18 protein-coding genes and 1 riboswitch are annotated in these 20963 nt (G+C 71.3%); of the genes, 8 read left to right on the top strand and 10 right to left on the bottom strand.

Annotation, left to right across the window (positions count from 1 at the left end):
- Nucleotides 1–32 precede the first annotated feature (32 nt).
- Nucleotides 33–686, bottom strand: a complete 654-nt coding sequence (locus ACX6XY_RS16140; protein WP_460330868.1) for a TetR/AcrR family transcriptional regulator — start codon at nucleotides 684–686, stop codon at nucleotides 33–35.
- Between the two features lie 110 nt (nucleotides 687–796).
- Here ACX6XY_RS16140 and ACX6XY_RS16135 point away from each other — a divergent pair, with 110 nt between their 5' ends.
- Nucleotides 797–1549 (top strand): SDR family oxidoreductase, encoded by a 753-nt coding sequence (locus ACX6XY_RS16135; protein WP_460330865.1) that lies wholly within the window; start codon nucleotides 797–799, stop codon nucleotides 1547–1549.
- Between the two features lie 121 nt (nucleotides 1550–1670).
- Nucleotides 1671–2456 carry a glucosamine-6-phosphate deaminase gene (gene nagB / locus ACX6XY_RS16130; protein ID WP_460330862.1) on the top strand — a complete coding sequence of 262 codons (786 nt, stop codon included), beginning with the start codon at nucleotides 1671–1673 and terminating at the stop codon, nucleotides 2454–2456.
- A gap of 379 nt (nucleotides 2457–2835) precedes the next feature.
- Here nagB and ACX6XY_RS16125 read toward each other — a convergent pair whose 3' ends face one another.
- The 4 genes from ACX6XY_RS16125 to ACX6XY_RS16110 form a co-directional block, all read right to left on the bottom strand.
- Nucleotides 2836–4344 carry a glycoside hydrolase family 3 protein gene (locus tag ACX6XY_RS16125; protein ID WP_460330860.1) on the bottom strand — a complete coding sequence of 503 codons (1509 nt, stop codon included), beginning with the start codon at nucleotides 4342–4344 and terminating at the stop codon, nucleotides 2836–2838.
- Between the two features lie 9 nt (nucleotides 4345–4353).
- Nucleotides 4354–5214 carry a carbohydrate ABC transporter permease gene (locus ACX6XY_RS16120; protein ID WP_460330857.1) on the bottom strand — a complete coding sequence of 287 codons (861 nt, stop codon included), beginning with the start codon at nucleotides 5212–5214 and terminating at the stop codon, nucleotides 4354–4356.
- A complete protein-coding gene (locus ACX6XY_RS16115) occupies nucleotides 5211–6233 on the bottom strand; it encodes a carbohydrate ABC transporter permease (RefSeq protein WP_460330854.1) in 1023 nt (340 codons plus the stop codon). Before ACX6XY_RS16115 ends, ACX6XY_RS16120 begins: the two co-directional genes overlap by 4 nt.
- Before the next feature lie 189 nt (nucleotides 6234–6422).
- Nucleotides 6423–7709, bottom strand: coding sequence for an extracellular solute-binding protein (locus ACX6XY_RS16110; RefSeq protein ID WP_460330852.1), 1287 nt, complete (start codon nucleotides 7707–7709; stop codon nucleotides 6423–6425).
- 249 nt (nucleotides 7710–7958) lie between these two features.
- On the opposite strand from ACX6XY_RS16110, the gene ACX6XY_RS16105 reads away from it, so the two are divergent.
- The 4 genes from ACX6XY_RS16105 (at nucleotide 7959) to ACX6XY_RS16090 (ending at nucleotide 11946) form a co-directional block, all read left to right on the top strand.
- Nucleotides 7959–8732, top strand: a complete 774-nt coding sequence (locus ACX6XY_RS16105) for a GntR family transcriptional regulator (protein ID WP_460330849.1) — start codon at nucleotides 7959–7961, stop codon at nucleotides 8730–8732.
- Nucleotides 8733–8810: 78 nt separating this feature from the next.
- Nucleotides 8811–11114: a carbon starvation CstA family protein gene (locus ACX6XY_RS16100; RefSeq protein WP_460330846.1), complete on the top strand. Its 2304-nt coding sequence runs from the start codon at nucleotides 8811–8813 to the stop codon at nucleotides 11112–11114.
- A gap of 62 nt (nucleotides 11115–11176) precedes the next feature.
- Entirely contained in the window at nucleotides 11177–11353 is a 177-nt protein-coding gene (locus ACX6XY_RS16095) for a CstA-like transporter-associated (seleno)protein (RefSeq protein WP_460330993.1), read from the top strand.
- A gap of 83 nt (nucleotides 11354–11436) precedes the next feature.
- Entirely contained in the window at nucleotides 11437–11946 is a 510-nt protein-coding gene (locus ACX6XY_RS16090) for a GNAT family N-acetyltransferase (RefSeq protein WP_460330843.1), read from the top strand.
- Nucleotides 11947–11962: 16 nt separating this feature from the next.
- Here ACX6XY_RS16090 and ACX6XY_RS16085 read toward each other — a convergent pair whose 3' ends face one another.
- Nucleotides 11963–12298 (bottom strand): type II toxin-antitoxin system PemK/MazF family toxin, encoded by a 336-nt coding sequence (locus ACX6XY_RS16085; RefSeq protein WP_460330840.1) that lies wholly within the window; start codon nucleotides 12296–12298, stop codon nucleotides 11963–11965.
- Between the two features lie 50 nt (nucleotides 12299–12348).
- Nucleotides 12349–12472, top strand: a riboswitch (cobalamin riboswitch).
- Between the two features lie 145 nt (nucleotides 12473–12617).
- Here ACX6XY_RS16085 and ACX6XY_RS16080 point away from each other — a divergent pair.
- A complete protein-coding gene (locus tag ACX6XY_RS16080) occupies nucleotides 12618–15038 on the top strand; it encodes a ribonucleoside-diphosphate reductase subunit alpha (RefSeq protein WP_460330837.1) in 2421 nt (806 codons plus the stop codon).
- 59 nt (nucleotides 15039–15097) lie between these two features.
- Entirely contained in the window at nucleotides 15098–16054 is a 957-nt protein-coding gene (locus ACX6XY_RS16075) for a ribonucleotide-diphosphate reductase subunit beta (RefSeq protein WP_460330991.1), read from the top strand.
- Between the two features lie 60 nt (nucleotides 16055–16114).
- On the opposite strand, the gene def is transcribed toward ACX6XY_RS16075, so the two are convergent.
- From def to ACX6XY_RS16055, 4 genes are all read right to left on the bottom strand, one after another.
- The gene (gene def / locus ACX6XY_RS16070) at nucleotides 16115–16774 is read right to left on the bottom strand and encodes a peptide deformylase (RefSeq protein ID WP_460330834.1); all 660 of its coding nucleotides are present in this window, start codon (nucleotides 16772–16774) and stop codon (nucleotides 16115–16117) included.
- Between the two features lie 77 nt (nucleotides 16775–16851).
- Nucleotides 16852–17832, bottom strand: coding sequence for a tetratricopeptide repeat protein (locus ACX6XY_RS16065; protein ID WP_460330831.1), 981 nt, complete (start codon nucleotides 17830–17832; stop codon nucleotides 16852–16854).
- 166 nt (nucleotides 17833–17998) lie between these two features.
- Complete coding sequence (locus tag ACX6XY_RS16060; RefSeq protein ID WP_460330828.1) at nucleotides 17999–19222, bottom strand: HD-GYP domain-containing protein; 1224 nt, start codon at nucleotides 19220–19222, stop codon at nucleotides 17999–18001.
- Entirely contained in the window at nucleotides 19219–20742 is a 1524-nt protein-coding gene (locus ACX6XY_RS16055; RefSeq protein ID WP_460330825.1) for an HD-GYP domain-containing protein, read from the bottom strand. Before ACX6XY_RS16055 ends, ACX6XY_RS16060 begins: the two co-directional genes overlap by 4 nt.
- Nucleotides 20743–20963 lie beyond the last annotated feature (221 nt).

The raw sequence follows: 20963 nt of genomic DNA, 5'->3' as shown, positions 1-20963 counted from the left end.
AGGGATCACCCTCCTGTACAGCCCCTGCCGATTCAAGCCCTTGCCGCGAACTCCTGCGGCCGATCGGCCTGCGGCCAGGCCAGCATCGCCAGTTCGGCGACCCGCTGGAGCTCCTCGCACGAGGCGCCGTCGCGCGACTGCTGGGACATGCCCTGCAGGACGGCTCCGCTGTAGCGCGCGAGCGCCGCGGCGTCGGTGTCCGCCGGGAGCTCGCCCGCCGCGATGTCCGCGCGGACGCGGGTCTCGATGGCCGCGATGTTGTCGTTGCGCTTCTCCCGCAGCATCTGCTCGACCTCGGCCGTCGTGCAGTTGATCGCGGCGCTGATGACGAGGCAGCCGCGCGGACGTCCGGGGTCGGTGTACTCGCTGGCGGCCTCGCGCAGCATGCGGGCGACGGCGGCGCGTGCGGTCGGCTCCTCGTCGAAGGCGCGAGAGCCGAAGGCCCCGTAGCGCGCGGCGTACTCCACCACGACCTCGTCGAACAGGGAACGCTTGTCTCCGAAGGCCGCGTACAGGCTGGGCGGGCCGATCCCCATGGCGCGGGTGAGGTCGGCGACCGACGTCGCCTCGTACCCGCGCTCCCAGAAGGTCCGGATCGCCTGTTCAAGGGCCGTGTCCCGGTCGAAGGACCGGGGGCGGCCGCGCCGCTTCGCCGATCGGTCTGTCGCCGGCTGTTCCGTCACCATGGAGTGAATTCTATAGCGCGCACTAGAAAATCTCCCCGGCTCCGGCTACGGTTTTCTTCTGTAGCGACCACTACACATTTGGTGCGAGATCCGAGGGGACATCCATCGCCATGGGCACACTGACGGGCAAGACGGCACTGGTCACGGGCGGCAGCCGGGGCATCGGGCAAGGCATCGCCGAGCGACTGGGCCGGGACGGCGCGCGAGTCGCCGTGCACTACGGCAGCAACGAGACCGCCGCGAAGGAGACGGTGGCGCGGATCGAGTCGGCGGGCGGCTCCGCCTTCGCGATCAGGGCGGAGCTGGGGACGCCGGGCGACGCGGCGGCCCTGTGGGCGGAGTTCGACCGCGTGGCGGACGGCCTCGACATCCTGGTGAACAACGCGGGGATCGGCACAGCCAGCTCCTTCGCCACGATCGACGAAGCGGAGTACGACCGACTGTTCGCGGTGAACACCAAGGCGCCGTTCTTCCTGGCCCAGCAGGGCGCGGAGCGGCTACGGGACGGCGGGCGCATCATCAACATATCCAGCGGCCTGTCCCAGGCGGCCCTGATGCCCGACCTGATCGCGTACGGCATGACCAAGAGCGCCCTGGACATCTTCACCCGCTACCTCTCCAAGGTCCTGGGCCCTCGCGGCATCACGGTCAACGCCGTCGCACCCGGCATCGTCGACACCGACATCAACGCGGAGTGGCTGCGCGCCACCCCCGAGGCCTGGGAAGGCGCGGCGGCCTACTCCGCGCTGGGGCGGGTCGGCGCCCCTTCGGACATCGCCGACGCGGTGGCGTTCCTGGCCTCGGACGACGGCCGCTGGGTGACGGGGCACTGGCTGGATGCGACGGGAGGCTCACTGGCGTAACGGACGGCGGCGGTGACGGTGGGGGCAGACAGAGCGGCCCGTCCGGGCGCGTGGGACGCCCAGCTCTGTTAGATTGGTCTATACCACACCTCTGTCCCCTCACCAGATCGGCAGGCCCAGCGTGGAAGTTGTCATCGTCCCGGACGCCAAGGCAGGCGGCGAGCTCATCGCGGAAGCCATGGCCGATCTGCTGCGGCGCAAGCCCGACGCGCTGCTCGGCGTGGCCACCGGCTCGACCCCGCTGCCCATCTACGAGGCGCTGACCGCCAAGGTCAAGGCCGGTGCCGTGGACGCCTCGCGCGCCCGCATCTGCCAGCTCGACGAATACGTCGGACTGCCCGACGGGCACCCGGAGTCCTACCGGGCGACGGTGCTGCGCGAGGTCGTCGAGCCGCTCGGGCTGACCGAGGACCACTTCATGGGCCCGGACGGCGGCGCCGAGGACGTGGCGGCCGCGTGCGCGGCGTACGACCAGGCGCTGGCCGACGCCGGGGGTGTGGATCTGCAGCTGCTCGGGATCGGCACCGACGGGCACATCGGCTTCAACGAGCCCTGCTCCTCGCTCGCGTCGCGCACCCGGATCAAGACGCTCGTCGAGCAGACCCGGATCGACAACGCCCGGTTCTTCGACGATGACATCAGCCAGGTCCCGCACCATGTCATCACCCAGGGCATCGGGACCATCCTGGAGGCCCGGCACCTGGTGCTGCTCGCCACCGGCGAGGGCAAGGCCGACGCGGTGGCGCAGACGGTCGAGGGGCCGGTCGCCTCGCTGGTACCGGCGTCGGCGCTGCAACTGCACCCGCACGCGACGGTGGTCGTGGACGAGGCCGCGGCATCCAAGCTGAAGCTGGCGGACTACTTCCGCCACACCTTCGTCAACAAGCCCACCTGGCAGGGCCTGTAGCCCCCGGCGAGCCAGGCCTGGGCCAGCGACGCTGAGCCCAGGCCGCCCGCCCCATCGGCCGAGCCGGTCCCGCCCGAGCAGTCCGGTGCCGAGCCACTCTGCCCAGCGGCCCGGAGCCGAGCGGCCCTGATCCAGTAGTCCGGCCGCCCGCCCCAGCAGCCCGCGGCCGAGCCGGTCCCGCCCGAGCAGTCCGGCCCCGAGCCGCCCTGCCCCAGCGGCCCGGAGCCGAGCGGCGCTGATCCAGCGGACCGGAGGCAAATGGTCGGGCTTCGGTGGGGTGGGGGCGGGCCGGGGCGGTGGGGGAAGGGAAGCGCCGGGCGGCCTGTGAGGGGCGCCCGGCGCTTTCGCGTTCCGGAGACGGGGGACGGGCCCGGCTCCTTCACGCGTCCGTGAGGGCCTCCGCCGCGGCCAGCCCGCAGACGCGCGCCGCGCCATGGGTCGCGATATGCAGCGCCCCCCGCGGCGGCGACTGCGGGACGCCCATCTCGACCACCACCGTGTCGGGGCGGGCGGCGAGCAAGGCGTCCAGGGTCGAACCCATCCACGCGTGCCGGTGCGCGTCGCGCACCACCGCGACGATCCGGCGGTCGCCCGCGGCGTCGAGCACCGAGGCCGGGGTGCTCTCCGGTGAGAACGCGCCGGTCTCGGTGCCGGGAAGCAGCCGGTTCAGCTCCGCGGCGATCCCCCAGGGCGTCTCCGAGCCCACGGCGATATTGGCCACCGGCGTGAAGGCCGCGACATACGGCGCGGCCGTGAGCGGCGGGCCCGCCAGCGGGGCCGCGCCGTCGGCCGACCGGGTGAGCGTGAGCGCGCGTCGCGCGGCGACCAGGCCGATGTCGCTGGCCGGGGTGTCGTCCGCGCGCGCCGCGCCGCCGCTCGCCGCCGTCCACTCCCCCAGCGCCCGTACCCGCGCCGCCGCCTCCGCGAGCCGCTGCTCGGACAGCTCTCCCGAGCGCACCGCGGCGACCAGCGCGTCGCGCAGCCGCAGGACGGTGTCCTCGTCGGCGAGACCGCCCCCGACGCACAGCGCGTCGGCCCCGGCGGCGACGGCCAGCACACTGCCCCGCTCGATGCCGTAGGTCGCGGCGATGGCCTGCATCTCCACCGCGTCGGTGACGATCAGCCCGTCATAGCCGAGCTCCTCGCGCAGCAGCCCGGTGAGGATGCGCGGGCTGAGCGTCGCCGGGTGCTCGGCGTCCAGCGCGGGCAGCAGGATGTGCGCGCTCATCAGCGCCTTCGTACCGGCCGCGATCGCCGCGCGGAACGGCACCAGCTCCCGCTCCCGCAGCACGTCCAGGCCCACGTCGATCCGCGGCAGCGCGTGGTGCGAGTCGACCGCGGTGTCGCCGTGGCCGGGGAAGTGCTTGGCGCAGGCGGCGACGCCGGAGGCCTGAAGTCCCTCGATGTAGGCGGCGGTGTGCCGGGCCACCAGGGCCGGTTCGACGCCGAAGGACCGTACGCCGATGACCGGGTTGTCCGGGTTGGAGTTGACGTCGGCCGACGGCGCCCAGTTGAGGTTGACTCCGCAGGCGGCGAGCCGGCGGCCCAGCTCGCGGGCCACGTCCCGAGTCAGCGCGGTGTCGTCCACCGCGCCGAGCGCGTGGTTGCCGGGAAACGAGGAGCCGGTGCGCACCTCGAGCCGGGTGACGTCGCCGCCCTCCTCGTCGATGGCGACCAGGACGTCGCCGCGCTCGGCGCGCAGCTGCGCGGTGAGCGCGGCCAGTTGCTCGGCGTCGGCGATGTTGCGGCCGAACAGGCCGACGGAGCACAGCCCTTCACCGATCCGGCGCAGCAGCCATTCGGGCGCGCTGGTCCCGGTGAAGCCGGGTTGCAGCACGGTGAGAGCGTCGCGGGTCAGAGTGTCGGTGCCACGGGTCAGGGTCGTCATGGGTCGGGGTTATCCCTTCACCGCGCCCGCGGTCATACCGCCGACGGCACGTCGCTGGAGGAACAGGAAGACGATCAGGACGGGAATCGTGAACAGCGAGGACGCCGCCATGGTGGCACCCCAGTCGTTGCCGAAGTTCGACTCGAACGAGGTCAGCCAGAGCGGCAGGGTGTGCGCCTCGGCGTCCTTGTTGAGGATCAGCACCATCGCGTACTCGTTCCAGGCGGTGATGAAGCCGAAGAGCGAGGTGGACATCAGGCCCGGCGCGAGCAGCGGGAAGATCACCTTGAAGAAGGCCTGGGTGCGGCTGCAGCCGTCGATCAGGGCGGCCTCTTCCAGCTCCTTGGGCACGGCCGCGATGAAGCCGCGCAGCGTCCAGACGGTGAAGGGCAGGACCATGACGAAGTAGATGACCGTCAGCGTCGGGATGCTGTTCAGCAGGGCGGCGTCCCGCATGATCATGTACATCGCGATGACCATGACCTCCCAGGGCGCCATCTGGGCCAGCATGATCGCGAGGACGATGCCCTTGCGGCCCTTGAACCTCATCCGGGCGATCGCGAAGCTCGCGCCCAGGGCGACGATCAGGGCGAGGAGTACGGCGCCGACGGTGACGGTGAGACTGTTGGCGACGTAGGTCCAGAACAGGTCGACGCCGGTGGCCGTCGGGTAGTGCTCGAAGGTCGGGACGAAGAAGAAGACCGGGTCCTTGGTGAGGATCTCGCCGCTCGGCTTCAGCGACGAGGAGAACATCCAGTACACCGGGAAGATGAAGACGACGGCCAGGCACAGGGCCAGGGCGTTCTTGCCGGCCTTGCCGAGGAGCCGGACGCGCTTGGCGCGGGTTGCCGCGAGGGAGACGTCGCTCACTGCTCGTCCTCCTCCTTCAGGATCAGGCGGAAGTAGAAGGACATGGCGACGACCAGGATGAGGATCGTCAGTACGGAGATGGCGGCCGCCATGCCGTACTGCCCCTGGCCGCTGCCGACGATGTAGGCGAACACGGGCAGGGTCTGGGACTCGCCGTCGGGCCCGCCCTGGTTCATCGCGTACACCTGGGCGAAGGCCTTGAAGATCCAGATGATCTCCAGGAACGTCGTGATCAGGAAGAACGGCCGCAGCATCGGGAAGACCACGGACCGGAAGATACGGGTGCTGCCGGCGCCGTCCATCCGGGCGGCCTCGTAGAGCTCGGCGCCGACGGTGGTCAGGCCCGCGTACATGTTGAGCGCGACGAAGGGGACCGAACCCCACACGAGCAGCACCATGATGATGGTCAGGGCCGAGGTGCCGGTCTCGAACCAGTTGTGCTGTTCGTAGCCGGAGAAGCCGAGTGTGCGCATCGCCCAGTTGGCGACGCCGAACTGCTCGTCGAACAGCCATCGGAAGACGGTGACGGAGGCGACGATCGGGGTGGCCCAGGCCATCAGCAGGGCGATCGAGAGGACCAGCCGCATCGCCTTGCCGAGCGAGTTGAGCAGGATGCCCAGCAGGGTGCCGATCACCATGATCAGTAGGACGGTGATCCCCATGAAGACGAAGCTGCGGACGACGACGGTCCAGAACGCCGAGTCGGTCAGCAGCTCGCTGAAGTTGTCGAAGCCGATCCACTTCGGCTTCCGGGTGATCAGTTCCTTCCGGTTGACCTGCTGGAAGGAGAGGATCAGGTTGCGGAGCAGCGGATATCCGAGGAGCACCAGCAGCGAGACGATCGCGGGTGCGAGCAACAGATAGGGGAGCAGCCCGGTGGGCAGGCGCCGTCTGCCGCGAGAGGGGGTAAGGACGTCGTCGGGCCCGGTCGGGGGCGGCGGGGACTGCGCCTCGCCCGCATCCCTCCCGAGTGTGTCCTCCGGTGCGGAGGCCACCACTCCCTGGGAGCGCACGGTCATGATCTTCTTCCTCGCGGTTCTGGGCGGGTCCGGGGCCCGCGTCCGGGCGGGGCCGCGTCCGGGGGATCCGGGACGCGCGCCCACCGGGCCTGCGGCCCTGCGTGCGGGCCGCTGTCGCTGCTGATGACAGGCGTGACCGGGCGGTGCGGCCGACGCCAGGGGCGTCGGCCGCGCTGCCCGTGAGTGCGACTAGTCCTGGTTCACGCGCTCGGTGATGACCTTGTCGGCCTCTTCACCGGCCTTCTTCGGGTCGTCGCCCTTGAGCACCTTGGTCATGTACTCCTTGATCGGGTTGGGCTCGGTCTCCACGTTCGCCCAGCCCGGAGTGACCGGGGTGATCTTGCCGGAGACGGCGGACTTGGCCATGGCCTCGGCGAAGGAGCCCTCCTCCGGGGTGGTCTGCGCCGCGTCGTTGTTCGGCAGCAGGCCGCCCGAGACCTCTTCGCTGTACTTGGCCATCTGCTTCTTGCCGGCGGCCAGGGCCAGCCACTCCTTGGCGAGGTCCTTGTACGCGGAGCGCTCGGCGATGGCCAGGTTGGAGCCGCCGAAGAAGACGCTGCCCGGCTTGTCGGCCGTCTTGCCCGGAATCGGGAAGTAGCCGAAGTCGGCCTTGTCCCCGGCCTTCTCGATGGTCTCGATGGCGCCGTTCGCTTCCCAGCCCAGGCCGATCCAGGACGCGACGCCGCCCTTGGGCACGATGTCCGTGGACTGCTGCGGGGTCGCCTCGTCCTTGTCCTTGGGGGCCGTGGACAGGGACTGCAGCTCCTTGTAGAAGTTCATCGCGGCGGCCGCCTCGTCGGTGGCCAGGCCGCCCTTCCACTTGTCGCCGTCCTTGACCGCGAGGTCGCCGCCCTCGTCCCAGAGGAACCCGGCGAAGACGTACCAGCTCTGGCCCGGCAGGTAGATGGGCTGGACCTTGTCATTGGACTTCTTGATCTTCTTCAGGCCGTCCAGCCACTCCTCGCGGGTGGTGGGCTCCTCGACCCCGGCGTCCTTGAAGATCTTCTTGTCGTAGATCACGACGCGGTTGGCCGCGTACCAGGGGGCGGCGTAGAGCTTGCCGTCGAGCTCGGCCGAGGCGACCATGCCCTTGTTCCAGCCGTCGTAGCCGAGCTTGCCCTTGTCGGCGGTCAGGTCGGCGAGGCCCTCGGTGGCCGCGTAGCCCGCGGTCTGGGTGTTACCGAGTTCGATGACGTCCGGCGGGGTGTCCTCGGAGAGGGCCGTGGTGACCTTCTCCTGGATGCCGTTCCACTTCTGTTCCTCGACCTTGACCTTGACGCCCTCGTGCGCGGCCTCGAACTCCTTGTTGACTTCCTCAAGCCAGGCCTCGGGCGCGGAGCCGTCCATCACCCAGACCTTGAGCAGCTTGTTGCCGTCCTTGTCCTTGGCACCCGCGCTGCCGCCGTCGTCGCCACAGGCCGCCACACCGGTCATCATGGCCGCGACACCGACTGCTGCTATGAGTTTGCGCTTCATGTCACCCTCCTCAGGGAAACGAGCAACCCCCCTGCCCACCGCGGTGACATACGCGAAGTACTGCCCGTGGGGCTGGGACGTGGTCTTTAATGGTTTAGACCAGTACCGGGAGCTTGGCCTAGACCTTTAGGGGTGTCAAGGGTGTATAAGAGGGGTCCCAGATGCCGTTATCGGACCGACACCTGAGTGCGGTCGACCGGTGCCGGGCAGACCGTGCCACCATGTGAGCCGCGACAGACGGAGGAGCCGGTGACGGCAGCAGCACAGCCAGAAGAGCAAGCCGCGGGCGAACCCGTGAGCGCCACGCGCACCGCGCGCGTCCCCAAGTACTACCGCCTCAAGCGGCACTTGATGGGCATGACCGAAACCCTGCCGCCGGGCACCCCGGTGCCGCCCGAGCGCACCCTGGCGGCGGAGTTCGACACCTCGCGCACCACCGTGCGCCAGGCCCTCCAGGAGCTGGTCGTCGAGGGCCGTCTGGAGCGCATCCAGGGCAAGGGCACCTTCGTCGCCAAGCCCAAGGTCTCCCAGGCGCTGCAACTCACCTCCTACACCGAGGACATGCGAGCCCAGGGCCTTGAGCCCACCTCACAGCTCCTGGACATCGGCTACATCACCGCCGACGACACTCTGGCCGGGCTGCTCGACATCGCCACCGGCGGACGGGTGCTGCGCATCGAGCGGCTGCGCCTGGCCAGCGGCGAGCCGATGGCGATCGAGACCACCCATCTGTCGGCCAAGCGCTTCCCCGCCCTGCGCCGTTCGCTGGTCAAGTACACCTCGCTCTACACGGCACTGGCCGAGGTGTACGACGTCCGGCTGGCCGAGGCCGAGGAGACCATCGAGACCTCGCTGGCCACGCCCCGCGAGGCCGGACTGCTCGGCACCGATGTGGGGCTGCCCATGCTGATGCTGTCCCGGCACTCGCTGGACGCCGCGGGCAGCCCGGTGGAGTGGGTGCGCTCGGTGTACCGCGGCGACCGGTACAAGTTCGTCGCGCGCCTCCAGCGCCCTCTCGACTAAGCGCCCTCTCCCCGGATTTCCCGGTCGTTACGTGGGTAACACCCGTCGTACAGGTGATCTAGGGGACGGACGCGCCGCATGGCTGAGACTGAGACAGCATCGCCCAGAGCCGGACGACGGCCGGGGATGACACCCACATCGATCGCGATCTGGACCGCCGTCGCGATCGCGGGCGGCCTCGGCTGGGCCATGCTCGCCCTCTCCCGCGGCGAGGAGGTGTCCGCCGCCTGGATGGTGGCCGCCGCGCTCGGCTCGTACGCCATCGGCTTCCGCTTCTACGCGAAGTTCATCCAGTACCGGGTACTCAAGGCCGACCGGACCCGCGCGACCCCGGCCGAACGCCTCACCGACGGCGTCGACTTCCACCCGACCGACCGCCGGGTGCTGCTCGGCCACCACTTCGCCGCCATCTCCGGCGCGGGACCGCTGGTCGGCCCGGTGCTGGCCGCGCAGATGGGCTATCTGCCCGGCACCATCTGGATCATCGTCGGCGTGATCTTCGCGGGCGCGGTGCAGGACATGGTGGTCCTGTTCTTCTCGACCCGCCGCGACGGCAAGTCGCTGGGCCGTATCGCCCGCGAGGAGATCGGCCCGATCGGCGGCATCGCGGGCCTGCTCGCGGTCTTCTCGATCATGATCATTCTGATCGCGGTGCTGTCGCTGGTGGTGCTCAACGCTCTGGCCGAGTCGCCCTGGGGCACCTTCTCGACCGCGCTGTCCATCCCGATCGCCCTGTTCATGGGCGTCTATCTGCGCTGGCTGCGGCCAGGCCGGGTCGCCGAGGTCTCCCTGCTCGGCGTCGGAATGCTGATGCTCGCCATCGTCGCGGGCCGCTGGGTGGCCGAGTCGAGCTGGGCGGGCGCCTTCACCCTCGACAAGTCGACCCTGGTGATCTGGCTGGTCGTCTACGGCTTCGTGGCCTCGGTGCTGCCGGTGTGGATGCTGCTCGCACCCCGCGACTATCTCTCCACCTTCATGAAGATCGGCACCATCGGCATGCTGGCGGTCGGCATCCTCGTCACGCTGCCCGGTATGAAGATGGACGCCGTCACCGACTTCGCGAGCCGTGGCGACGGACCGGTCTTCGCCGGTTCGCTCTTCCCGTTCGCCTTCATCACGATCGCCTGCGGCGCCCTCTCCGGCTTCCACGCCCTGATCTCCTCGGGCACCACCCCGAAGATGATCCAGAAGGAGACCCAGGTCCGCACCATCGGCTACGGCGGCATGCTGATGGAGTCGTCGGTCGCCGTCATGGCGATGATCACGGCCTGTGTCCTGGATCCCGGCCTGTACTTCGCGATGAACGCTCCGCCGAACATCATCGGCGCCGACCTCCAGGCCGTCTCGCAGACGATCTCCCAATGGGGCTTCAGCATCACACCCGACCAACTCGCCGAGGCCGCCCGGCAGGTGCACCTCAGCGAGGACGGCCTGCTGTCCCGCACCGGCGGCGCGCCCACCTTCGCGCTCGGCGTGGCCAGCATCTTCTCCGGCGTCATCGGCGGCTCCGGCATGATGGCCTTCTGGTATCACTTCGCGATCATGTTCGAGGTGCTGTTCATCCTCACCGCGATCGACTCCGGCACCCGCGTCGGCCGCTTCATGCTCCAGGAGGTCATCGGCAACACCCAGCCGCTGGTGAGCCGGGCACGGCGGGCCTCCTGGATGCCCGAAGGGCTGGGGCGCGCGCTGGGCAGGGCCGAGCCCGTACTCGGCAGGTTCCGCGACGTCGGCTGGCTGCCCGGCGTCTATCTCACCAGCGCCGCGGTGGTGCTGGCCTGGGGGTACTTCCTCTGGGTCGGCGTCCATGACCCGCTGGGCGGCATCAACCAGCTCTTCCCGATCTTCGGCATCTCCAACCAGCTGCTCGCCGCCGTCGCCCTCACCGTCTGCACGGTCCTGCTGGTCAAGTCCGGGCGGCTCAAGTGGGCCTGGGTGACCGGTGTCCCGCTCGTCTGGGACGCGGTCGTCACGCTCACCGCCAGCTGGCAGAAGGTGTTCTCGGACGACCCGCGGGTCGGCTTCTTCAGCCAGCGCTCGGCGACCCAGGAGAAGATCGACTCCGGGGAGTTCAGCGGCAAGGAGCTGGAAGACCTGGAGACGATCGTCACCAACACCACGGTCCAGGGCACCCTTTCGGCGGTGTTCGCCCTGCTGATCGTCGTCGTGATCGCCGACGCCGCGCGGGTCTGCGTGAAGGCCGTACGGAACCCGCGGTCGGCCGAGGTCAAGGAGGCCCCGTATGTGGAGTCCCGGCTGATCGCCCCGGACGGCCTGATCCCGACCAAGGAGGAGAAGGCCGAACTGGCGGCCGCCGGGCTCGGCCCCGGCGGCGGCATCCCCGAACAGCGCCGCCCTGACGCGTCGGAGCCCGCGCGGTGAGCGCGACGACCGAGGCGCGGGCCCGCGGGGCGCGGTCTCGCGGGGCGCGGGCCCGCGGCGCGCTGGCCCGGCTGTGGTGGTACGTCAGGGAGTTCACCGGCGAGAACGCCTACGACCGCTACGCCGAGCGGGCCCGCCGGGAGCATCCTCACGCGCCGGTGCTGTGCCGCGCCGAGTTCGAGCGGCGCCGCACCGACGGGCAGGGCGGCGATCCCCGCGAGGGCTTCCGCTGCTGCTGAGCGCCGTCCGGGCAGCGGGCCGTCGGTTCCCCGCACGGGAGACCGACGGCCCGTTGTCAGACCCGTACGGCACACTTCACTCCATGGACTTCGTGATCAGACCGGCGCGGGCCGAGGAGTACGAGGCGCTGGGCGAACTCACCGGCCAGGCCTATCTCCGCGGCGGCCACCTCGACTTGAACGACGACGACGGCTACCTGAACACCCTGCGCGACGTGGCCGGGCGCGCGGCGCGGGGCGAGGTACTGGTCGCCGTGGACCAGCAGGCCCCCGAAGGCGCGGCACCGCTCGGCGGGGTGACGTTCGTGCTGGCCGGAAGCCCGCTGGCGGACATCGCGCGCCCCGGCGAGGCCGAGTTCCGGATGCTCGCCGTGGACCCGGCGGCGCGCGGCCGCGGGGTGGGCGAGGCGCTGGTACGGGCCTGCCTGGCGCGGGCCGAGGCCGCGGGCTGCACCGGCATGGTGCTGTCCACCCAGCCCTCGATGCGCACGGCCCACCGGCTGTACGAGCGCCTCGGCTTCGCCCGCACCCCGGACCGCGACTGGGAGCCGATACCCGGCCTCACCCTGCACGCCTACGCCCTGACCTGGTAGCCCACGGACAAGCGCGTCAGAGCAGCCCGAGCACCAGCTTGACCGCGTGCTCGATGTCCGCCCACTCCTCGGGGTCGACGCGGCCCGCGAACTCCCCCAGGCGCTCGGGGTCGACAGCGGCCAGCTGCTCCACCAGGACCACCGTCGCCATGCCGTCCATGTCCAGTCGTGGGTGCAGGAGGCCGGGAGCGGCGCTGGTCGAGGTGGGCGCCACCACCAGCGTGGAGGTGTTGAGCGCCTCGGTCTGCAGGACGACGGCATAGCGCGCCCCGCGCCGCTCGTGGCCTACGGCGTCCTGTCGGTACTGCTCGCGTACGTAGGCCTCGTGGATGGCGAGCCGTATGCCTCTCACCTCCGCGACACAAGATGTGGGGGCGTCAGCATCCAGTGGACCCCACATGTATGCTCGTGCTCGCTGTCGCCGCAGGGGAATCCGGTGCAAGTCCGGAACTGTCCCGCAACGGTGTACTGGTGCCCTTTCGCGCGCCAGCCCAGTCCGATGACCTGCCGACAGCGCACCCGTGCCGACCGGTCCGGGTGCCGATACGTCCGGGCCTCGCGGAATGGGCTGGTGGACGCGGAGCGCGACGCACCCCGTACGGGCGGCGGGCGCACACCGCATCCCCGTCGCTCCCCCGCGGGCCCCGCACCGAGCGAGGGAGTGCCCCACCGTGACCATCGCGCCAGCCGATCCTGCCTCAAGGGCGACCGAGAGGGTCGCCGAACGGGTCGCCGAGCGGGTCGAAGACGCTCCGGGCACCGCGCTGCTGCGGACCCTGACCGACTTCACCGCCGACCTCCCCGACACCGATCCGGGCAAGGTGGCCGCCGCCGCGCTGCGCGGTCGGCACGCCGGATCGGACGAGGCCGAGCTGCGCGCGCTCGCCACCGACGCGGCCGCCGGTCTGATCGGCGACGACCCGGCGTACGCGCGCCTCGCGGCCAGGCTGCTGACGGTCACCATCGCCGAGGAGGCCGCGTCCCAGGGCGTCGCCAGCTTCTCGGACTCGGTCGCCACCGGTCATCGGGAGGGGCTGATCGCGGACCGTACGGCCGACTTCGTGCGCGCCCACGCGGCCCGCCTGGACGCGCTGATCGACACCGCCGCCGACGACCGCTTCGGCTACTTCGGGCTGCGGACCCTGCACAGCCGCTATCTGCTGCGCCACCCCGTCACCCGCCAGGTCATCGAGACCCCGCAGCACTTCCTGCTGCGGGTGGCCGCCGGGCTCGCCGAGGACGAGTCCGAGCGGGCCCTGGACGAGGTCGCCGCGCTGTACTCCCTGATGAGCAGGCTCGACTATCTGCCGTCCTCGCCGACCCTGTTCAACTCCGGCACCCGGCACCCCCAGATGTCCTCCTGCTATCTGCTGGACTCGCCGCTGGACGAGCTCGACTCGATCTACGACCGGTACCACCAGGTGGCGCGGCTCTCCAAGCACGCGGGCGGCATCGGACTGCCGTACTCCCGTGTCCGCTCGCGCGGTTCGCTGATCCGCGGCACCAACGGCCACTCCAACGGCATCGTGCCGTTCCTGCGCACCCTCGACTCCTCGGTGGCCGCGGTCAACCAGGGCGGCCGCCGCAAGGGCGCGGCCTGCGTCTACCTGGAGACCTGGCACGCGGACCTGGAGGAGTTCCTGGAGCTGCGCGACAACACCGGCGAGGAGGCTCGGCGCACCCACAACCTCAACCTGGCGCACTGGATCCCGGACGAGTTCATGCGCCGGGTCGAGGCGGGCGGCGACTGGTCGCTGTTCTCGCCCTCCGACGTGCCGGAGCTGGTCGACCTGTGGGGCGACGCGTTCGACGCCGCGTACCGCGCGGCCGAGGCCGCGGGCCTGGCGCAGAAGACCGTCCCGGCCCGCGATCTGTACGGCCGGATGATGCGCACCCTCGCGCAGACCGGCAACGGCTGGATGACCTTCAAGGACGCCGCCAACCGCACCGCCAACCAGACCGCCGAGCCCGGTCACACCGTCCACTCGTCGAACCTGTGCACCGAGATCCTGGAGGTGACGGACGACGGCGAGACGGCCGTGTGCAACCTGGGCTCGGTGAACCTGGGCGCGTTCGTCACCCGAGGGGCCGACGGGACGGGCGGCATCGACTGGGAGCGCCTGGACGCCACCGTCCGCACCGCCGTGACCTTCCTGGACCGGGTCGTCGACATCAACTTCTACCCGACCGAGCAGGCCTCACGCTCCAACGCCAAGTGGCGCCCGGTCGGCCTCGGCGCGATGGGCCTCCAGGACGTCTTCTTCCAGCTCCGTCTGCCCTTCGACTCCCCTGAGGCCAGGGCCCTGTCCACCCGGATCGCCGAGCGGATCATGCTCGCCGCGTACGAGGCGTCCGCCGACCTCGCCGAGCGCCACGGCCCCCTCCCGGCCTGGGAGAAGACCCGTACCGCGCGCGGCGTGCTGCACCCCGACCACTACGGCGTCCAGCAGCACTGGCCCGAGCGCTGGGCCGCGCTGCGGGAACGCGTCGCCGCCACCGGCATGCGGAACTCGCTGCTGCTGGCCATCGCGCCGACCGCGACCATCGCCTCCATCGCGGGCGTCTATGAGTGCATCGAGCCGCAGGTCTCCAACCTCTTCAAGCGCGAGACCCTCAGCGGCGAGTTCCTCCAGGTGAACGCGTATCTGGTGGAGGACCTCAAGCGGATCGGCGCCTGGGACGCGCGGACCCGCGAGGCGCTGCGCGAGGCGGGCGGCTCGGTGCAGGGCCTGGACTGGGTGCCCGACGAGATCCGGGCGCTGTACCGCACCGCCTGGGAGCTGCCGCAGCGCGCGCTGATCGACATGGCCGCGGCCCGTACGCCGTACCTGGACCAGTCGCAGTCGCTGAACCTGTTCCTGGAGACGCCGACCATCGGCAAGCTCAGCTCGATGTACGCGTACGCCTGGAAGCAGGGCCTGAAGACGACGTACTACCTGCGCTCCCGCCCGGCGACCCGGATCGCCCGCGCCGCGTCCGGCCAGACGGCGGCGACGGCCGCCACCCCCATCCCCGTACAGGCGGCGACGCCCGAACCCGACGCGGTCGCCTGCTCCCTGGAAAACCCCGAGTCCTGCGAGGCCTGCCAGTGACCACCCCCACAGCTGAGAAGAACCTGCTCGACCCCGGCTTCGAGCTGACCCTGCGCCCCATGCGCTACCCGGACTTCTACGAGCGCTACCGGGACGCCATCAAGAACACCTGGACCGTGGAGGAGGTCGACCTCCACTCCGACGTCGCCGACCTCGCCAAGCTCTCGCCCGGCGAGCAGCATCTGATCGGCCGCCTGGTCGCGTTCTTCGCGACCGGCGACTCGATCGTGGCGAACAACCTGGTGCTCACCCTCTACAAGCACATCAACTCCCCCGAGGCGCGCCTGTATCTGTCCCGGCAGCTGTTCGAGGAGGCCGTGCACGTCCAGTTCTATCTGACGCTGCTCGATACCTATCTGCCCGACCCGGACGACCGCGCCGCCGCGTTCGCGGCCGTCGAGAACATCCCGTCCATCCGCGAGAAGGCCGAGTTCTGCTTCAAGTGGATGGACTCGGTGGAGTCCATCGACCGCCTGGAGACCAAGGCCGACCGCCGCCGCTTCCTGCTGAACCTGATCTGCTTCGCGGCGTGCATCGAGGGGCTGTTCTTCTACGGGGCCTTCGCCTACGTCTACTGGTTCCGCTCCCGCGGGCTGCTGCACGGCCTGGCCACCGGCACCAACTGGGTGTTCCGGGACGAGACGATGCATATGAACTTCGCCTTCGAGGTCGTGGACACCGTCCGCAAGGAGGAGCCCGACCTCTTCGACGAGGAGCTCGGCCGGCAGATCACCGCCATGCTGCGGGAAGCCGTCGAGGCGGAGCTGCAGTTCGGGCGCGACCTGTGCGGCGAGGGGCTGCCGGGCATGAACACCGAGTCGATGCGGCAGTATCTGGAGTGCGTCGCGGACCAGCGACTGGCGCGGCTCGGTCTTGCTCCGGTGTTCGGCTCTCAGAACCCGTTCTCGTTCATGGAGCTTCAGGGCGTGCAGGAGCTGACGAACTTCTTCGAGCGCAGGCCGTCCGCGTACCAGGTCGCGGTGGAGGGCTCGGTGTCGTTCGACGACGACTTCTGAGACACCTGAGGCCTGAGACACGTGTGGGGCCCGCTTCCTGAGCGGACCCCACAGCGTGTGTCAGGCGTTCGGCACGGTCTCGTAGCGCGGTGTGCCCTCGGCCATCTGCTTCAGCGCGTCCTTGCGCTCGCGCTTGGAGAGCCGGTCGATGTACAGGTATCCGTACAGGTGGTCCGTCTCGTGCTGGAGGCAGCGGGCGAAGTAGCCGGTGCCGCGCACGGTGATCGGGTTGCCCTTCTCGTCCTGGCCGCGGACCACCGCGTAGTCGGGGCGGGCCAGCGAGGCGTACGCGGTGGGCACGGACAGACAGCCCTCGTTGGAGTCGTCCAGGGAGCGGCTCTCGGCCGGGAGCTCCTCCAGCACGGGGTTGCAGACGACGCCGGTGTGCCGCTTGCCCGCGTCGTCGGGGCAGTCGTAGACGAAGACCTTCAGGTCGACGCCGATCTGGTTGGCGGCCAGGCCCACGCCCTCCGCGGCGTGCTGGCTGGCGAACATGTCGTCGACCAGCTTGGCCAGCTCGTCGTCGAAGGCGGTGACGTCCTGGCACTCCTTGTGCAGTACGGGGTTGCCGACCACCGTGATCGGACGTGCCGCGCCACGCGCGCGATAGGCCTGCTCGCGCTCCTCGCAGTCCTCGGTGTCCACGACGAAGCCCTCGTCGTCGACGGGGAGTACTCCCGCGTTCTCAGCGAGCTGCTGTTCGGTGTCCTGCTGCGCCATGTCCGCCGTACGCCTTCCTCAACCAGACCTGTGGTGCGTACAGCCTAAGGCCAGCCGGGGCGGACGTCCGCCGCCGATCAGCAGACCTCCTCCAGATCACGCCAGTCCCTGGAGTCCGGGCTGTCCGCCACCCAGCCGTCCAGGAGGCCGCGCACCAGCCCCGGCGGGGCGGCCAGCCCGCACTCGCGCTCGGGCACCCACAGGGCGCCCGCCGTGCGGTGGCCGAGCGGTCCCGGATGGCCTGGCTCGCTGTGGTCGTGCGGGTCGAGGTGGTCGCCGTCGCCCTCGTCGCTGGGCATCCGGCTCTCAGAGCACATCCGGCACAGCAGCCGCACGGACGAGGACCAGTCCTCGGCCGCGAAGCCCGCGTCGGCGGCGAGCCGCTCCAGGGCGTCCCGGTCGTCCTCGGCAGCGGCCTCCAAGAGGACCACCCAGGTGGGCACCGGGGACGGCGCCCACAGCTCGATCTCGTCGAAGACGGGGTACGAGTGCCCGGCCTCGGTGGTGCGCTCGCCGTGCGGCACGCCGTCGTGCAGCACGACCTCGCCCCAGCGGCGTCCGGAGGACGGCAGCGGGATGGACAGCACCTCGATCCGGGCGGGGTCCAGCCTGCGACCCCACACCACCTCGGCCTCGCCCTCGGGCGACAGCCGTACGGCCGCGCTGCCCAGCTCCATGCCCAGGGGCTCCCCCGCGGCCGCCGCGCCGCCGGGAACCCGCAGGCCGTACGCCTGCCAGGCGCGCCTGGCCAGCGGCCAGTCCTGGAGGGCGGTGGCCGCGATGCCGACGTTCCACCAGTCGGGGGCGCCCGCCTCGCGGTCGAGCAGGGCGACCGCGCGCAGCCCGGCCGCCCGCGCCTGCTCCCAGTCGTGCCGGAACTTGTGCAGCAGGGCCAGGTTGAACCAGGACTCGGACAGCCACGGCTCAAGGTCCGCCGCGCGCGTCAGCAGCGCGCCCGCGTCCTCGTACCGGCCGTCCCCGATCAGCGTGAACGCCCGATCGGTGGCCTGCCGCCATGAGGTGGAGGGCCGGTGCCGTCCCTTACCGAAGATCCTCACGATTCCCGCCTGCCAGGTCTCTCACAACCAGTTCTGTTCGTTCGCGCGGCGCCGGGGCCGGTCCCCGGTCGCCCTGTACTCGCATCCAACCATGCCCAGTCGGACGGGCGCTCATTACCCATGGGTTACCCAGTGAGCACACGGGTCAGCCACCCCGCCAGCCGGGTCACGCCGCTCTGGCGAGTACCCGTGCCAATGATTCAACGACTTCGGGCTGGTAGTCGTGCCCGGTCGCCAGCCGCAGCCGCGCCAGGGCGGTCAGCGGGCCGCCGGGCCCGTCGCGGCGGGCCATCTCGTCGTACGCGTTCACCGCGCGGACGATCCGGGCGGTGAGCGGCTGCTCACGGTACGGGTCCGCCTGGCGTTCGACCACCACGGCGACGTCGGCGGGCACCCCGGTCTGCCGCACCACCGCACCGCCGAGCAGGGCGATCCGGCGCTGCTCGGCGGCGGGCAGGGGCGCGGTGGCGCCCGCCGGGACCGGGTCGAGCAGGGACAGCTGGCCGATGTCGTGCATCAGCGCCGCGTACTCCAGGACCGTCAGCTCGCGCTCGGTCAGGCCGAGATCCCGGCCGACGGCGCGGCTGAGCGCGGCGACCCTGCGGGCGTGGCCCGCCGGGGTGTATCCGGCGACCTCGGTGGACCGGGCGAGTGAGGCGATCGTCTGCCGGTACGTGGTGCGGACGGCCGCGTAGCGCCGGAAGGCGAACTGGGTGAGCAGCAGCGGCACACAGAACACGGGCAGTGCCCACAGCCCGACGACGGCGACCGCGAGGGCCATCACCGCGCCGGTCGCGCCGACCGCGGAGGCGATCCCGGTGAGGCCGCGCAGCGCGTCGCGGAGCAGCGGGCCGTACGGCCATCGGGTGCGGGCGTGCAGCAGGGCGGCGGCGAGTACGGCGTCGCACAGGGCGGTGAGGGCGAGCACCCCGACGATCCACAGCACGTAGTACGGTCCGTGGCCGACCGGCTCGCCTTGTGCGCCCTGTGCGCCCGCGTGGTAGAGCGGCTGGAAGCAGACCGCCGCGAAGCCGACGGTGAGCACCCGGCGGGCGATGTGGTCGAGCCCCGGCCCTCGGTCGCGGGCCAGGTGCGGCACCGATCCGGCCAGCGTCGCGGCGGTGACGACCGCGATGACCTGGGGCACGCCGTGCTGGCCGAGCAGGGCGTACGCGAGCGCTCCCGCGGCGCCGAGGGGCGCGGGTTCCCGGTCCCCGCCGTCCCCGCTCCGCCAGCGGGCGAGCTCCCCGACGGCGATCAGCAGCCCGAAGGCGAGCGCGCTGCCGCGCTGGTCGATGCCGTGCCAGAGCGTGTGGGCCAGGGCGAACGCGACCACCAGACCGGCGACGGCACACACGAGCACCACGGCGACGGGCGTACGGCGCCTCATCGCGCCGCGCCCGGATCGCGCCGGGGCGACGCGGGTAGGCCACGCGCGCGTGCGTCGCGCTCGGATGCGTCACGCGCGCGTGCGTCACGCTCGGGTGCGAGGGCTTCCCTCGCACGCGGGTTCGCACGCGGGTTCGCGGGCGGGGGCACGGGCGGGAGCGGGTCCGGAGCCGTGGCTCGCGGTGGTGGGACGTTCCTGCTCTGGTTCGGCGAGTCAGTGGGTCCGTCCGCCGTCACGGCCGGGTGCCACCCTTCCCCGGGCCCCACGCGGTCCAGGGCGCGCACCAGGGCCCGTACCATCCGCGGGTCGAACTGCCGTCCGGCGCAGCGCTTCAGCTCGGTGACCGCGTCGGCGGCCGGCCGCGCCCGGCGGTAGGAGCGGGTCGAGGTCATCGCGTCGAAGGCGTCGGCGACCGCGACCACGCGCGCGAACTCCGGGATGTCCCGCCCCGCCAGGCCGTACGGGTAGCCGCTGCCGTCGAGCCGCTCGTGGTGGTGCAGGATCGCCGCACGCGCCTCGCCCAGGAATCCGATGCCGCGCACCATCTCATGGCCGTACTCGGGGTGCAGTTCGATCACCCGGCGCTCCTCGGGGGTCAGCGGCCCGTCCTTTCTGAGCAGCCGGGTCGGCACGCCGAGTTTGCCCACGTCGTGCAGGATGCCCGCGAAGCGCAGCGCCCGCACGCGTTCGTCCGCCATGCCGAGTTCACGGGCGATCAACTCCGACGCGCGGCCCACGCGTTCGCTGTGGCCGCGGGTGTACTCGTCCTTGATGTCCACGGCCTGTACCAGGGCCCTGATGGTCGCCTGGTGTGCGGCGCGCTCGCGGTGGTACTGGGCGAAGACCCAGCAGGAGACGTACATCGGCAGCAGCACGAGCAGGGCGGCCGCGGGCCCGTAGGGGCTGGTCCACAGGACGGCTGTCATCAGTCCGGCGAGGCCGTGTACGGCGGTCGGGGCGAGCGAGCCGATGAGCTGGCCGCGCCAGGCCGCGCCCAGCGGCTGGCGGTCGGCCGTGGCCAGGATCGCGCCGTCCAGCGCGGCGAGCGCCAGGCAGAACGCCAGTGCCGACGCACCGGCGGGCAGCAGGGCGTGCGGGAAGTGCGGCACGGTCGGCGCGTCGGTGCTGAGCACGGTGCAGCCGTCCAGCGCGCGGTGCACGGCGGCGCCCGCCCAGCAGGCCAGGGCGAGCCGGGCGGCCCGCCACAGGCGGCGCGGGCCCGTGGGCGACCGCTCGACGGGGGCGAGAAGCGCACCGGGCACCGCGACCAGCGCGGCGGCCGCTGGCGGGAGCAGGAACACCCCGGCGAGCAGCAGGGGGACGAAGGCGCCGATGCCGTGGGGCGCGCGGTCCCCGAGGAAGCGGCGGCGTACCACCCGCTCGCAGCCCGCGTACAGCGCGGCGAGCAGTGCCACGGTCAGCCACGGAGTCGCGCGGGTGAACGCGGGCAGCGCGCAGCCGACGGCCCCCAGCGCGACGCACGCGATCAGGAGCCGGGCCGGCGGGGGAACGGACCGCACGCGCTCTCCTCCCCGTGACACCGGTGGGGGCACGCCTGGTGGCGTGTCCGGTCAGCATCCGGAGAATATTGCGGCGTCGTACGGCGCGTGTGGCCTACGCCGGATTCGCCCGGCTCCGCGGCCGTGGATTAGCACCTTCGGGTGACAGCCGGGCGGGGACGGCCCGGTGCCGACGGCTAGGTGGGTACGGCCCGGTGGGCACAGCCGAAGCGGCGCGCGGT

The sequence above is a fragment of the Streptomyces sp. O3 genome, assembly GCF_054788135.1.
Note: the sequence above shows the minus strand (reverse complement) of the source record. Positions and strands in the feature narration are given on the sequence as shown.